Here is a 14,635-nt window from a genome sequence, read left to right on the forward strand (position 1 = left end):
GAATAGCGTGGGGCAGGATCGCAAGCCGGGTTGCCCTTGTGTAAGCTAGGCGGGTCTTTTTGCGGGATTGAATGAACTCATGTGGCTATTTCTGTGGCGTGCTTCTCTGCTCTATGTCTTCCCCCTGCTGATGTGGGCCTACTGCCATCTCAAGGGTATCGAGTTCAGCGAACTCGATACCGGGGTCAACAGCCACAAGTGGGTGGTGCTGGCGGCCTACCTGCTCTACGTGCTGCTCTGGCTGTTGCTCAACCGCTATCTCGAACTCTTCCTGCGCCAGCGGGGGCGCCGATGATGCCCGCACTCGGCCTGCAGCCAGGGTACCGCCGATGAGCTCGCTGCAGACCTGGTGGCCGGCCGTGCTGGCGGCGCTGCTGGCCCTGTTGCTCGGCTGGCTGGCGGGGCGCCGCAGTGGCCGGGAAGAGGTCCTGCTGCTGGAGGAGCGCCATCAGATGCTGCAGGACAGGCTGGACGAATCCCAGGACGAGAAGATGCTGATCCAGCAGAAGCTGGACCAGCAGCAGACCCTGCTGCTCAAGCTCACCGCCCGCCTCAAGGAGGCCGAGGCGACCCTGCGCAGCGAGCGCCTCGCCAGCGCCGAGAAGCTGCAGCTGCAGCAGGAGGCGGAGGCGCGGCTGAGCCAGCAGTTCGAAAATCTGGCCAACCGTATCTTCGAGCAGAATGCCGGCAACTTCCGCGAACTGAACCAGAACAGCATGGATCTCCTGCTGACTCCGCTCAAGGAGCAGCTCGAGGGGTTCCGCCGCCAGGTGGGGGAGACCCACGCCCAGGAGACGGCCCAGCGCCACAACCTCAAGTTCGAGCTGGAGCGCCTCGCCGAGCTCAACGCCCGCATGACGGAAGAAGCCGCGGCCCTGACCCGCGCCCTCAAGGGGGACAGCAAGCAGCAGGGCAACTGGGGCGAGGTGGTGCTGGCTCGCATCCTCTCCGAGTGCGGCCTGCGGGAGGGCCACGAGTACCACACCCAGGTGAATATCGAGGTGGACAAGGGCAGGCGCTACCAGCCCGACGTCATCGTCCACCTGCCCCAGGAGAAGGACATCATCATCGACGCCAAGGTGTCCCTGACCGCCTACGAGCGCTGGTACAACGCGGGCGACGAGCTGGAGAGGGCGGTGGCGCTCAAGGAGCACGTTGCCTCGGTGCGCAACCACATCCGCGAGCTGGGGCGCAAGGATTACCAGCAGCTGCCCGGGGTGCGCACCCTGGACTATGTGCTGATGTTCGTGGCGGTGGAGCCTGCCTTCCTCACCGCCCTGGAGGCCGATCCCTCCCTGGTGCGCTACGGGCTGGATCACAACATCCTGCTGGTGAGCCCCACCAACCTGATGGTGGCGCTGCGCACCATAGAGAACCTGTGGCGCTACGAGCGGCAGAACCAGAACTCGCGCCAGATAGCGGAACGGGCCGGCCGTCTCTATGAGAAGCTGCGGCTGTTCGTGGAGGAGATGCAGCAGATGGGGGGCAGCCTGCACAAGGCGCAGGAGAGCTACGACAAGGCGATGGGCCGGCTGGTCAACGGTCGCGGCAACCTGATCGCCCAGGCGGAGCGCTTCCGCGAGCTGGGGGTGGAGGTCACCAAGCCCCTGCCGGAATCCCTGGTCGATCGGGCGCTACAGCGGGAAGAGTCGGCCGACTGAGGCGGTGTCTTATCCACCTCATGAAATGAGAAGGGCAGCCATTGGCTGCCCTTCTCACGTCTGTTGCGCGTCGCGGGTTCATTGCTTCCAGAACGAGGGGAAGAAGAGCACCGCCACCGTCAGGATCTCGAGCCGCCCCAGCAGCATGCCGAACGACAGTATCCACTTGGCCGAGTCCGGCAGGCTGGCGAAGTTGGTGCTGGGGCCGATGACAGGGCCCATGCCGGGGCCCACGTTGGCCACGGCGGTGATGGAGCCCGAGATAGCGGTCAGGGGATCCAGCCCGATGGCGGCGAGCAGGGCGGCGATGAGCAGTATGATGGCGAAGTAGACCAGCACGAAGGAGATCAGGGAGCGGATGATGGCGTCGTTGACCGGGCGGCCGTTGTACTTCTGGGGGAAGACGCCGGAGGGATGCATCAGCTGGCGCATCTGCTTCTTGAACAGGGCGAAGGCGACCTGCACCCGGAAGATCTTGAGACCGCCGGCGGTGGAACCCGAGCAGGCGCCGAGGGCCAGCAGAATCATGAAGAGGATGCTGGTGAGCGGCCCCCAGGTGCCGAAATCGCCGAGACCATAGCCGGTCGTGGTCAATACGGAGACGATGTTGAAGCTGCTGATCCGCAGCGCATCCATAAAGCCGTAAATATCCCTGGCCCACAGATAGAAGGTGACGACGACGGTCACCCAGACCACGAGCCAGAAGAAGCCCTGAACCTGGGCGTCCTTGAGCAGGCTATTGTCACGGCGGGAGAGGGCCTGCACGTAGAGCAGGAAGGGCAGGCCGCCGAGGAACATGAAGAGGGTGCCTATCCAGTGCGCCTCGTTGGAGAAGTGGGACATGGATTGGTCCGAGGTGGAGTAGCCGCCGGTGCTGAGCGTGGTCATGGCGTGGTTGACCGCCTCGAACAGGGTCATGCCGCTCACCCAGTAGGCGAGGAAGCAGAGCATGGAGAGCACCAGATAGACCACCACTATGTTGTTGGCCACCGTCTTGGCCCGCGGCGCGCTCTTGTCGGACCAGTCCGAACTCTCGGTCTGGAACAGCTTCATGCCGCCGACGTTGAGGTAGGGCAGTACCGCCACCGCCATCACGATGAAGCCCACCCCGCCCAGCCACTGCAGGATGGATCGCCACAGCAGTATGCTGTGGGCCATGCCGTCCAGCCCCGACAGCACGGTGGAGCCCGTGGTGGTGACCCCGGACATGGTCTCGAAGTAGGCGTCGGCAAAGTCGATGTGGGTGATGAAGACGAAGGGCAGCGCCCCGAAGACGCAGGCCACCACCCAGACCGAGGTGGTGAGCAGGAACATCTCCCGCACCCCGAGGTGAAACTCGGCCTTGCGCCCATGGTGCAGGCAGAGCAGGGCGGCGCCGTGGGTGATGAGCACGGATTTGAGAAACTCGACGAAGCCTTCCGAGCCGGTCAGCAGGGCCAGCAGGGTAGGCAGCCACATGAAGAGGGCCAGCTTGGAGAGCACCAGACCCAGAGTGAAGACGATGGGACGCAGCTTGATCATGCGAGATAACCTGGTCGTTGATTGAAAAAAGACCCGGGCCTTTCCTGCGGAAAGGGGCCGGGTCTGGATGCCGTTGCCTGAGACATGGCCGGCTTACAGGAAGAAGGGGCTGGGCTGGAACAGACGCTCCACTTCCGGGATGTATTTCTTGTCCACCAGGAACATGACCACGTGGTCATCCTGCTGGATCCGGGTGCGATCGTGAGCGATCAGCACCTCATCCCCCCGCACTATGGCGCCGATCGTGGTGCCCGGCGGCAGCTTGAGCTCGCCCACCGTCTTGCCGACCACCTTGGACGTGTTCTCGTCGCCATGGGCGATGGCCTCGATGGCCTCGGCCGCACCCCGGCGCAGGCTGTAGACGTTGGCGATGTCGGCCCGGCGCACATGGGTCAGCAGGGCCGAGATGGTGGCCTGCTGGGGCGAGATGGCGATGTCGATGGAGCCGCCCTGCACCAGATCCACGTAGGCGCCGCGCTGGATCAGCACCATGGTCTTCTTGGCGCCCATCTTCTTGGCGAGCAGGGCCGACATGATGTTGGCCTCGTCCTCGTTGGTCACCGCGATGAAGACGTCGATCTGGTCGATGTGCTCTTCGGCGAGCAGCTCCTGGTCCGCCGCATCGCCGCAGAAGACGATGGTGTGTTCCAGGTTCTCCGAGAGCTGCTCCGCCCGCTTCTGGTTGCGCTCGATAAGCTTCACGCTGTAGCGCTTCTCCAGCTGGCGGGCGAGACCGGCACCTATGTTGCCGCCCCCGACGATCATGATGCGGCGATAGGGGCTCTCGAGGCGCTGCAGCTCCGACATCACGGCGCGGATGTGGCCCGCCGCCGCCACGAAGAACACCTCGTCATCGGCCTCGATGATGGTGGTGCCCTGGGGACGGATGGAGCGGCCCTGACGGAAGATGGCGGCGACCCGGGTCTCGATGTTCGGCATGTGATCCCGCAGGGTGGAGAGTGCGTTGCCCACCAGGGGGCCGCCATAGTAGGCCTTGACCGCCACCAGACCCACCTTGCCGCCGGCGAAGTCCACCACCTGCAAGGCGCCCGGGTACTCGATGAGACGGCGCACATAGTCGGTGACCAGCTGTTCGGGGGCGATCAGGTGGTCCACCGGCACGGATTCCGGCAGGAACAGCCGATCCCGTTCCACCAGATAGGCGGGGGAGCGGATCCGCGCCACCTTGTTCGGGGTGTTGAACAGGGAGTAGGCCACCTGGCAGGCGACCATGTTGGTCTCGTCGCTGTTGGTGACGGCGACCAGCATGTCCGCATCCTGGGCGCCCGCCTCCCGCAGCACCCTGGGGTGAGCGCCGTGACCGTTCACCACCCGCAGGTCGAACTTGTCCTGCAGCTCCCGCAGTCGCTCGCTGTCGGTGTCGACTATGGTGATGTCGTTGTTCTCGCCGGCGAGGTTTTCCGCCAGGGTGCCACCCACCTGACCTGCGCCCAGAATGATGATTTTCATGAGGACATCTTACCCAAGGTTGTTGCTTCGAAATGAGGGCGGCTCGTTATCCGTATCCGCCGTGCCGATATGCGACCTACAGCTTGCTCAGCTTGGCATAGTAGAAGCCATCCATCTCCCCTTCGCCGGGCAGGAACTGGCGACCCGGACAGGCCGGGGTGTCCTCTGGATGCAGCGGCACCAGGCGGGCATCCGGAGTGTCGGCCAGGAAGGCGCGGATCTGCTCCCGGTTCTCCTCCGGCAGCACGGAGCAGGTGGCGTAGAGCAGGGTGCCACCGTTCTTGAGCTTGCCCCAGAGGGCATTGAGGATACGGCGCTGCAGTTCGGCCAGCTCGCGGATGTCCTGATCCCGGCGCAGCCACTTGATGTCGGGGTGACGGCGGATGACGCCGGTGGCGGAACAGGGGGCGTCCAGCAGGATGCGGTCGAACTGCCCCTCTGGCCACCACAGTTCCGGCGTGCTGGCGTCACCGTGGATCACCTGGGCACTGAGGCCGATGCGATCCAGGTTCTCCTGCACCCGCTTGAGGCGCTGCTCGTCGGCGTCGACCGCCACCACGCCGGCCAGGGCGGGCTGGCGTTCCAGCAGGTGGGCCGTCTTGCCGCCGGGGGCGGCGCAGGCATCCAGCACCCACTCGCCCGGCTGGGGGTCGAGCAGGCGGGCAGCCTGCTGGGCGGCACCGTCCTGCACCGAGCAGTCACCCTGCTCGAAACCTGGCAGCTTGGTGACGTCGCAGGGGCGTTCCAGCAGGATGCCATCCTCCCCCTCCTCGCCGGCGACGGCCGGTATGCCCGCCTCGCTCATGCGGGCCAGCATGGCCTCGCGGCTCTGGCGCTGGCCGTTGTTGCGGATCCACATGGGCGGGCGCTGGTTGTTGGCCTCCATGATGAACTCCCAGTCATCGGGATAGGCTTGGCGCAGCCGCTTGGTGAGCCACTCGGGGTGGCCAAGGCGGATGCTGGGGACGCGGTCGATGCGCACCAGAATGACCTCGGCGCTGCGCTGGAAGTTGCGCAGCACGCCGTTGATGAGGCCGCGCAGAGACGACCCCTTGAGCAGCTTGACGGCGTTGACGGTCTCGGCCACGGCGGCGTGGGCCGGAATGCGGGTGTAGATGAGCTGGTAGAGGCCGACCAGGATGAGGTAGTGGAAGATGCGGCTCTTGTTCTTGAGCGGCTTGTCCATCATCTCGCTCACCGCCGCGTCGAGACGGGGCAGCCAGCGCAGGGTGCCGTAACAGAGTTCTTGCAGGAGGGCGCGATCGCGCGGCGCGACCTTCTCCTGGGCAGCAGGCAGAACGGCGGAGAGGGATTGACCCTGATCCAGCACCTGTTGAATGACGAGAGCAGCCTGTGCGCGTGTTTTCATAGCGTTACCTTAGATGCACGAGTCGGGGCCTGGGCCCCGCCTGTGTCAATTCAATCCAGATCAAATCAGTTGGGTGCCGGGTTCGAACCAGTCGCGGCGAGAGTTGAGCAGATCCGAGACGGACATGGCCTTCTTACCCGGAGGCTGCAGGGTCAGCAGGCGTAGTACGCCCTGGCCGGTGGCAACCTCGATCCCCTGCTTGTCGGCCTTGAGCAGGGTACCGGCTGCCTGGCCGTGTGCCTGGGGAACGACCTCGGCCTGCCACACCTTGACGGTCTGGCCGGCGACCTCGAACCAGCTGATGGGCCAGGGGTTGAAGGCGCGGATGCAGCGCTCAATGGCGGCAGCCTCCATGGACCAGTCGATGCGCGCCTCCTCCTTGGAGAGCTTCTCGGCGTAGTTGGCCAGGGCGTCGTCCTGTGGCTCCGCGACGGTGTCGCCGGCGGCCATGGCGTCCAGGGTGTCGACCAGTGCCTGCGGGCCCAGCCCGGCCAGCTTGTCGTACAGGCTGGCAGAAGTCTCGTCGGCCGCGATGGGGCAGCTTACCTTGCGGATCATGGCGCCGGTATCCAGCCCCACGTCCATCTGCATGATGGTGACGCCGGTTTCGGCATCCCCTGCCCAGATGGAGCGCTGGATGGGAGCGGCACCGCGCCAGCGCGGCAGCAGGGAGCCGTGCACGTTGATGCAGCCCAGACGCGGGGTGTCGAGCACGGCCTTGGGCAGGATCAGGCCATAGGCCACCACCACCATCAGGTCGGCGCCGAGGGCAGCCAGTTCGGCCTGCGCCGCTTCATTGCGCAGGGAGGCGGGCTGATAGACCGGAAGACTGTGGGCCAGTGCCAGCTCCTTGACCGGGCTGGCGGTGAGCTTCTGGCCGCGGCCGGCAGGCTTGTCGGGCTGGGTGTAAACGGCGACGACTTCGTGGCCGGAAGACAACAACGCCGCCAGGTGACGGGCGGCGAAGTCGGGGGTACCGGCAAAAATCAGTTTCAGCTTGTTCAATGGAGCGGATCCTCAGAGGACTTTGCGATCTTCACGGGCCATCTTTTCCAGCTTCTGACGAATGCGCTGGCGCTTGAGCGGGGACAAGTAATCCACAAACAGCTTGCCGACCAGATGATCCATCTCATGCTGTATGCAGATGGCGAGCAGATCGTCCGCTTCCAGCTCGAAGGTGTTGCCGTGGCGATCCTGTGCCCTGACCTTGACCCATTCGGCGCGTGGCACCAGGGCCCGATTGCCGGGCACGGAGAGGCAACCCTCCTCGATGCCGGTGCTGCCGGACTGCTCCAGGATCTCCGGGTTGATCAACACCAGCTGATCTTCACGGTTTTCGGAGACATCGATGACGATGATGCGCTGATGAATGTCGACCTGGGTCGCGGCCAGGCCTATGCCTTCCTCCGCGTACATGGTTTCGAACATATCATCTACAATGTGTTGTAACTCGGGTGTAAAGGCCTCGACAGGGGCCGCGACTGTGCGCAGACGCTCATCGGGGAAACGCAATACATCTAGAATGGCCATAATTTTTTCTTTAGTTTCATATAAACGCAGTCAATATTGACGTAATTCTAGTCATTTACGCCGACAAAAAACAGCAACACTTTGCGTGCAGAAGTAACAGGGAGTGTTATGTATCTGAAGCAAATCGTCGTCGCCTGCCTGGCGACAGCCCTGGCCGGTGGTGCCATGGCACAGCAGTTGACGCTGAAATCCGGCTATCCCGAGAGCTATGTGGTACAGAAGGGCGATACCCTCTGGGATATATCGGGTCAGTATCTGGCCGAACCCTGGCTCTGGCCGCGCCTCTGGAACATCAATCCCCAGATTGCCAACCCGCACTGGATTTACCCCGGTGACGTGCTGCACCTCAGCTGGGTCAATGGTGAACCACGACTCGGCAAGGCCAGCCAGGGTGGCAAACAGGTGATCCGCCTCTCGCCCAAGAACCGCTATGAGAACAAGGCCAATCCGATCCCGACCCTGCCACTCAGCGAGATAGCCCCTTTCCTGCAGACCGATCACATTCTGGCCAACAGCCAGCAGAGCAAGGATCTGCCCTATGTGCTTGGCAACAACGACAAGCACATCGGCATGCTGGAAGGAGGCATCCTCTATGTGAAGGGGGCGCTGGATCCGGGCAAGAGTTATGGCATCTATCGCCCCGGGCTGGTGTACAAGGACAGGCACACCGGCGAGCAGCTCGGTCAGGAGGCGATCTTTGTCGGCACTGTGCGGGCGGAGGAACGTCTTGCCAATGACAGTACCAGGGTCACCCTCACCCACAACCGCCGTGAAGTCTATCAGGGCGACAAGGTGATGCCGCTGCCCTCCCAGGAGAGCCTGTCCGCCGTCTTCATGCCAAAGGCGGCACCCGCCATTTCGCCCGGGTATGTGATCGAGTTGCCGAGCAAGGTACACGGTGGCGGCAAGTTTGACGTCGTGCTCATCAACAAGGGGCAGCGCGATCAGGTGACGCCAGGCGATGTGCTCGAGATCCAGCGTCCTGGGGCCGAGATGGTGGACAAGAATGGCAAGGTGTCGTATCGGGAATATGCATCTGTCTATGACAAGGCCTTTTACTCCGCGGGCAAGTCTTCCCTGCCTGCCGAGGCCGTTGCCAGGGTCATGCTGTTCAAGGTGTACGACAAGCTGAGCTATGGCTTGATCCTGCAGAGTCAGGACTTGGTCGGCTCTGGTTATCAGGTCAGCAACTTCTGACGTGCCACTCCCACTCGAACGGCTGTCGCGGTGGTTGACGCTGGAGGCCGTGGCCGGTATCGGCCCGGTGACCGCCGCCCGCCTGCTGGCCCATTTTGGTGGGGACATTACAGCTCTGTTTGACTCAGACGACGGCACCCTGCGATCCCTTGGTCTGCAGAGCGCCCAAATCCAGCAGATGAGATGGCCCCTGCCGCTTGTGGATCAGGGGCTGAGCTGGGCCACCAAGCCCGGCAATCACCTCCTCTGTCTCGATGACCCCGCCTATCCTGCCCTGCTCAAAGAGATCCCCGCCGCCCCGCTATTGCTCTACTGTCGCGGGGATATCGCCTCCCTCTCCCTGCCACAGCTGGCGATGGTGGGCACACGCCACCCCACCTATGCCGGCAAGGACAATGCGGCACGCCTATGTGCCGAACTGGTGGGTTGCGGCCTGGCGATCACCTCGGGTTTGGCGCTGGGCATCGATGGCATCTGTCACCAGCAGGCGCTGGCATCGGGTGGGGTGACCCTGGCGGTGCTGGGGGCCGGCCTGGATTGTCTTTACCCCAAGCGCCACCACGGGCTGGCGATGCAGATCCTTGAGCAGGGCGGTTTGCTCGTGTCCGAGCTGGCGCCTGACCAGGGGCCGCTGGCCGAGCATTTCCCCCGTCGCAATCGCATCATCAGCGGCCTGTCGCTGGGTACCTTGGTGGTGGAGGCGGCCGAGCAAAGCGGCTCGCTCATCACGGCCCGCTACGCCCTTGAACAGGGGCGAGAGGTCTTTGCCGTGCCGGGTGCTCCGCAAAATATGCAGGCGGCGGGATGCAACCGTCTGCTCCAGCAGGGTGCCAAGCTGGTCCTGAATGCCGCGGATGTTCTTGAGGAGCTGCCGGCTCTCCTGCCGTCCATGGGGTCGATGGGACCTTCTTCCGAGCCATTGCATAATAGCGAATTGCCTTATGCCGATTTGTTGGATAACGTAGGTTACGAAGCCACGAGCGTGGATGCCGTTGCCGAACGGGCCCAGCTTCCTGTCGATGTCGTATTGGGCAGGTTGGTCGAACTGGAGCTGCTCGGTGCAGTGATGGCGGTAGCCGGTGGATACGTCAGAACGAGGAGGGCGAATCATGTTTGATGTATTGATGTACCTTTTCGAGACCTACATCCACAGCGATGCAGATGTGATGGTCGAGCAGGATGAACTCACCGACGAACTGAGCCGGGCCGGTTTCAATCAGGACGAAATCGAGAAGGCGCTCGACTGGCTGGAGCGGCTGGCCAATCTGCACGACAGCGAACGGGAGGTATATGTCACCTCCAGTGCACAGGGCTCGATGCGGATCTACGCCCCGCAAGAGCTGGCACGCCTCAGCACCGAATGCCGCGGTTTCCTGCTGTTCCTGGAACAGGCGCAAGTGTTGAACGCCGAAACCCGCGAAATCTGCATCGAGCGGTTGCTTGAGCTGGACAAGCCGGACATCGAGCTGGATGATCTCAAGTGGGTCGTCATGATGGTGCTGTTCAACGTGCCGGGCAGCGAGAACGCCTACCAGCAGATGGAAGAGCTGGTGTTTGACGAGTCAGACGGTGTCATTCACTGACAGCCCTGTGCCGCGCTGGTAGAATTCAGGCCATCTGGATTTCAAGGCGCGGCCCATGTCAAAGATCGACCATCACCTCTTCTCTGCCCACGAACATGCATTCGAGCGCGAGCCGTGCCCGCAGTGTGGTGCCGAGCTGGTGATCCGTCAGGGCAAGCATGGCCCCTTCCTGGGTTGCTCGGCCTACCCTTCCTGCGACTACATCCGCTCCCTGACCCCCTCAGGTCGCGACATCGAGAAAGTGCTTGATGGCTCGGCCTGCCCGGATTGCGGCCATCCGCTGGCCATCAAGAAGGGGCGATACGGCCTGTTTGTGGGGTGCACCCAGTACCCTGCCTGCCAGCACATCGAATCCCTGCAGGAGAGTGACGACACCCAGATCCTCTGTCCCGAATGTGGCAAGGGTCATCTGGTGAGCCGCACCTCTCGCTACGGCAAGCAATTCTACTCCTGTGACGCCTATCCTCACTGCAAGTATGTGGTGAACGACAAGCCCGTTCCCATGCCTTGTCCCGAGTGTGGCTGGGGCATCATGGTGGAGAAGAAGGTGAGGGGCAGCCTGCGCTGGATCTGCCCGCAAAAGAAATGCTGCCATCAGATGGAGCGGGTATAATCCAGCCGCCATGACCCGGGGGCTGACGAAGGAACCGGTCCGGTTCGCTTCCGCATCACCTTGAGTTGGTCACGTCGGCGGGCTCGGCTTCCGATGTGCGTGCTTTACCCTGTTAAAACGAGGGCAAGCCACCCGACTCCCGGGGCGTCTGATGATGTGTCATGGTACCGCATGTGCTGCAGAGATGATGGCCCAGGGCCGTCATGCCGGTTCAACCAACAATCCAGTGATGAGAGGCGACAGCGCGGCTGTTGCATGTTTTCTATGCCAAACGAACTTGAACAAGCCGTCACCGCCCTTCAAGGAGAAGGGGTGATCGCCTACGCCACCGAGGCCGTGTTTGGCCTGGGATGTGACCCTGATTCCGAGGCTGCGGTGCAGCGCCTGCTGGCCATCAAGCAGCGACCGGTGGAGAAGGGGCTGATCCTGATCGCAGCCGAATTGACGCAGTTGCAGGATTACATCGATCTGGGCCTGCTCAGCGATGAGCAGCTGGCGCGGGTTGAAGCAAGCTGGCCTGGTCCCTTCACCTGGATCATGCCAGCCCGTCCGACGACGCCATCCTGGCTGACCGGTCAGTTCGATACCCTGGCGGTACGCGTCACGGCTCATCCCCAGGTGCAGGCCCTGTGCCGCGCCTTCGGCAAGCCGCTGGTCTCTACCAGTGCCAATCTGACTGGTGAGGAGCCCGCCCGCCGGGTCAGCGACATAGGTGAACTGCTGGCAAGCCAGCTGGCCTATATCCTGCCCGGCGAGGTGGGGGGCCAGGCCAATCCGTCCGAGATCAAGGATGCTCGCACCGGCGCCATCATTCGCCCTTCCTGACCGGTGGCAAGATTTCCATTGGCAGTCTGAGCCTTGAGTTCATGACATCACGATAAGACGGACAGGGCGCTCGCACGCCCGCCTGACCGGAGACAAGATGAGCAAACCGGATGTGGCCCAGGTCAAGGCCTTCCTGCAGCAGTTGCAGGACGAGATCTGCCGTGGCCTGGAGCAGTCTGATGGCGCCGGGCGCTTTGAGGAGGACATATGGCGCCGTGAGGGCGGCGGTGGTGGTCGTACTCGCGTGCTGCGCCACGGTGCCGTGATAGAGCAGGGGGGAGTCAACTTCTCCCACGTTTACGGTGACGCTATGCCGGCGTCGGCCACGGCACACCGCCCCGAACTGGCCGGCCGCAGGTTCGAAGCCATGGGGGTATCGCTGGTGATCCACCCGCACAACCCCTATGTGCCGACCAGCCATGCCAATGTCCGCTTCTTCATCGCAGAGAAAGAGGGCGAAGAGCCCATCTGGTGGTTTGGCGGCGGTTTCGATCTGACGCCCTTCTATCCATTTGCCGAGGATGTGCTGCACTGGCATCAGGTATCCCATGACCTGTGCCAGCCCTTTGGCGAGGGTATCTACCCCGAATTCAAATCCTGGTGCGATCGCTACTTCTTCCTCAAGCATCGCAACGAGACGCGCGGGGTGGGCGGCCTCTTCTTCGACGATCTGAACCGCTGGCCGTTCGATGAGTGCTTTGCCTTCATACGGGCGGTCGGACAGGGGTATCTCGATGCCTATCTGCCCATAGTCGAGCGGCGCAAGGCTCTGCCCTATGGCGAGCGGGAGCGGGAGTTCCAGCTCTACCGCCGCGGCCGCTATGTGGAGTTCAACCTGGTGTATGACAGGGGAACCCTGTTCGGCCTGCAAACCGGGGGGCGTACCGAGTCTATCCTGATGTCGATGCCCCCGCTGGCGCGCTGGGAGTATGATTGGCAGCCGGAGCCAGGGAGTCCGGAGGCGCAGCTTTATACCCATTACCTCGCACCGCGGACCTGGTTGTGACCAGAGGGGCCATCAGGGGCCCTCTTTGCTGGCCGATATTCGGCTTGTTCCCGCATGAGAAAAACCGTTAAATCGGGAGATTGCCCTCTGATGGAATTCTCCGATGGATCGTTATCTGGTTTTTGGCCACCCGGTGCGCCACAGCAAGTCCCCTTTCATTCACACCCTGTTCGCCAGACAGACCCAGCAGGCACTGGAGTATGGGCTGGCCGAACCGGCCGTCGATGAGTTTGCCACGGCCCTGCGCCACTTCTTTGCCCAGGGAGGCAAGGGGTGCAACGTGACGGTTCCCTTCAAGGAGCAGGCATTCGCCCTGGTCGACCGGTTGAGCCCAAGGGCCCAGCGGGCGGGGGCCGTCAACACCATCAAGCTGACCGATGACGGTGTGCTGCTCGGAGATAACACCGACGGTGCCGGGTTGGTGGCCGATCTCAAGTCCCATGGTGTGGCGTTGGACGGGCGCCGGATCCTGCTGCTGGGAGCGGGCGGCGCCGCCCGCGGTGCGCTGGCCCCCCTGCTGGCCGAAAAGCCGGGCGAACTGGTCATCGTCAACCGCACCCATGCCAAGGCAGAGCAATTGGCGGCTGAATTTCATGATCTGGGGCCAGTCAGTGCCCAGCCCTATGAGCAGTTGGCGGGCCGGTTCGACCTCATCATCAACTCGACCTCTGCCAGCCTGCAGGGGGAGTTGCCGCCCCTGGCTCCCGCTCTCATTCACGCCGATATTGCCATCTACGACATGATGTATGGTGCGACGGACACGGCCTTTATCGATTGGGCCAAACGTCAGGGGGCGCGTCAGACCATGGACGGGCTCGGCATGCTGGTGGAGCAGGCTGCCGAAGCCTTCACCGTGTGGCGTGGCATCCGGCCCGGCACCAAGCAGGTATTGAGAGAGCTGAAGCGCAACCTGGGGGTGCTGTAAGCCGGTTTGCCGGGGCGTTGGGACCGTTCTCGAAGCAACCGGGTCTGGCTGGCAGAGGGGCCCGGCACAGTAGATGCGCAAGAAGGGACTCGCCTGTAGCGAAATGGGGCTCCCATACGGAGCATCTTTAAGCAAAAGACCAGATTGTTTTCACAGAATAAAGCCATTATTAACAATGCTTTATGTCTTCCATCAGCTACTTGTCGTGCCTTTTTCAAGTTTTTTCTCAAAGCAGCGGAACTAGTTCGCAATGGTGCTGACTAATTAGATAGTTGAGGAAGTGCTAGCTAGTCACCTTTATAACTCCCCGGTATTCATACTGGGGATTTTTTTATCTGCATGAAAAATATATAGATTTTCCTCAGTTACTTTCCGTGAAACTAAATTACATAAATTACTTTCACTTTCTGCTGCTTTGCTGTACAGTTGTCGGCGTAGGGTACAGAGGTAAGATGTTCTATCTTTCAGACCTTTTATTTCACGTAATTGAATGTGGCTGAATAGCAGCCCCGATGAGTCATCGTCGGGGCGTTTTTTTATGCGTTTTGATTAGAGTAAATGCTTTAGTTTGTGTGGCCTTTTGTTAGAATGAGGGTGTTTCTTGAGGAAAACCAATCGTCTTTGTTCTCGAGAACTCGCTTTTTCCCAATTTTTTGAACGCATTTCTTCAGGCCGGTCCGCTGCTGCGAGACTGGCCTCATTTTTATCCCTTCAAGATATGATTCGGTAATAAAGTTTCAGTTTCGTTTGTGACAATCCTATTGTCAGCTTGCTGCGACTGAAAGAATGAAAACGGTGTCAAGGATGAGAAAAGTTAATTCACTACGCGTCTTAACTGTCAATGTGATTGATTTTGAGTGATTTTATTGTCATTGGATGCAGCATGGGAGGAAAGGCGGGAGAGACTGGTCTGGGCGGGGTGACACTGAAAGTCT

Annotated in this window: 14 protein-coding genes; 9 read left to right on the forward strand and 5 right to left on the reverse strand. The window is 61.9% G+C overall.

What is annotated here, in order from left to right; translation table 11 throughout:
• The first annotated feature begins 79 nt into the window (after nucleotides 1-79).
• Both BN1132_RS14120 and rmuC read left to right on the forward strand, forming a co-directional pair.
• On the forward strand, nucleotides 80-295 hold the full coding sequence (locus tag BN1132_RS14120; RefSeq protein WP_042078362.1) for a hypothetical protein: 216 nt from the start codon (nucleotides 80-82) through the stop codon (nucleotides 293-295).
• A gap of 34 nt (nucleotides 296-329) precedes the next feature.
• On the forward strand, nucleotides 330-1,661 hold the full coding sequence (rmuC, locus tag BN1132_RS14125) for a DNA recombination protein RmuC (protein ID WP_042078363.1): 1,332 nt from the start codon (nucleotides 330-332) through the stop codon (nucleotides 1,659-1,661).
• A gap of 78 nt (nucleotides 1,662-1,739) precedes the next feature.
• Here rmuC and BN1132_RS14130 read toward each other — a convergent pair whose 3' ends face one another.
• The 5 genes from BN1132_RS14130 to def form a co-directional block, all read right to left on the reverse strand.
• The gene (locus BN1132_RS14130) at nucleotides 1,740-3,182 is read right to left on the reverse strand and encodes a TrkH family potassium uptake protein (RefSeq protein ID WP_042078364.1); all 1,443 of its coding nucleotides are present in this window, start codon (nucleotides 3,180-3,182) and stop codon (nucleotides 1,740-1,742) included.
• Nucleotides 3,183-3,275: 93 nt separating this feature from the next.
• Nucleotides 3,276-4,652, reverse strand: a complete 1,377-nt coding sequence (trkA, locus tag BN1132_RS14135) for a Trk system potassium transporter TrkA (RefSeq protein ID WP_042078365.1) — start codon at nucleotides 4,650-4,652, stop codon at nucleotides 3,276-3,278.
• 76 nt (nucleotides 4,653-4,728) lie between these two features.
• The gene (gene rsmB, locus BN1132_RS14140; protein WP_042078367.1) at nucleotides 4,729-6,021 is read right to left on the reverse strand and encodes a 16S rRNA (cytosine(967)-C(5))-methyltransferase RsmB; all 1,293 of its coding nucleotides are present in this window, start codon (nucleotides 6,019-6,021) and stop codon (nucleotides 4,729-4,731) included.
• Nucleotides 6,022-6,081: 60 nt separating this feature from the next.
• The gene (gene fmt / locus BN1132_RS14145; RefSeq protein WP_042078369.1) at nucleotides 6,082-7,026 is read right to left on the reverse strand and encodes a methionyl-tRNA formyltransferase; all 945 of its coding nucleotides are present in this window, start codon (nucleotides 7,024-7,026) and stop codon (nucleotides 6,082-6,084) included.
• A 12-nt stretch (nucleotides 7,027-7,038) separates the two neighbouring features.
• Nucleotides 7,039-7,551: a peptide deformylase gene (gene def / locus BN1132_RS14150; protein ID WP_042078370.1), complete on the reverse strand. Its 513-nt coding sequence runs from the start codon at nucleotides 7,549-7,551 to the stop codon at nucleotides 7,039-7,041.
• Between the two features lie 108 nt (nucleotides 7,552-7,659).
• On the opposite strand from def, the gene BN1132_RS14155 reads away from it, so the two are divergent.
• The 7 genes from BN1132_RS14155 to aroE all read left to right on the forward strand — a co-directional run bounded on the left by BN1132_RS14155 (nucleotide 7,660) and on the right by aroE (nucleotide 13,700).
• The gene (locus BN1132_RS14155) at nucleotides 7,660-8,748 is read left to right on the forward strand and encodes a LysM peptidoglycan-binding domain-containing protein (protein ID WP_042078372.1); all 1,089 of its coding nucleotides are present in this window, start codon (nucleotides 7,660-7,662) and stop codon (nucleotides 8,746-8,748) included.
• Nucleotide 8,749: 1 nt separating this feature from the next.
• A complete protein-coding gene (gene dprA, locus BN1132_RS14160; protein WP_042078374.1) occupies nucleotides 8,750-9,865 on the forward strand; it encodes a DNA-processing protein DprA in 1,116 nt (371 codons plus the stop codon).
• Nucleotides 9,858-10,331: a DUF494 family protein gene (locus BN1132_RS14165; RefSeq protein ID WP_042078376.1), complete on the forward strand. Its 474-nt coding sequence runs from the start codon at nucleotides 9,858-9,860 to the stop codon at nucleotides 10,329-10,331. Before dprA ends, BN1132_RS14165 begins: the two co-directional genes overlap by 8 nt.
• 55 nt (nucleotides 10,332-10,386) lie before the next feature.
• Complete coding sequence (locus BN1132_RS14170; protein WP_042078377.1) at nucleotides 10,387-10,944, forward strand: DNA topoisomerase family protein; 558 nt, start codon at nucleotides 10,387-10,389, stop codon at nucleotides 10,942-10,944.
• Between the two features lie 264 nt (nucleotides 10,945-11,208).
• Nucleotides 11,209-11,769 carry an L-threonylcarbamoyladenylate synthase type 1 TsaC gene (locus BN1132_RS14175; protein WP_042078378.1) on the forward strand — a complete coding sequence of 187 codons (561 nt, stop codon included), beginning with the start codon at nucleotides 11,209-11,211 and terminating at the stop codon, nucleotides 11,767-11,769.
• A gap of 97 nt (nucleotides 11,770-11,866) precedes the next feature.
• Complete coding sequence (hemF, locus tag BN1132_RS14180; protein WP_042078379.1) at nucleotides 11,867-12,775, forward strand: oxygen-dependent coproporphyrinogen oxidase; 909 nt, start codon at nucleotides 11,867-11,869, stop codon at nucleotides 12,773-12,775.
• Nucleotides 12,776-12,878: 103 nt separating this feature from the next.
• Nucleotides 12,879-13,700 carry a shikimate dehydrogenase gene (gene aroE / locus BN1132_RS14185; RefSeq protein ID WP_042078380.1) on the forward strand — a complete coding sequence of 274 codons (822 nt, stop codon included), beginning with the start codon at nucleotides 12,879-12,881 and terminating at the stop codon, nucleotides 13,698-13,700.
• The last annotated feature ends 935 nt before the right edge of the window (nucleotides 13,701-14,635 follow it).

The organism is Aeromonas sanarellii, from assembly GCF_000820085.1.
Taxonomy (GTDB): Bacteria; Pseudomonadota; Gammaproteobacteria; order Enterobacterales; family Aeromonadaceae; genus Aeromonas; species Aeromonas sanarellii.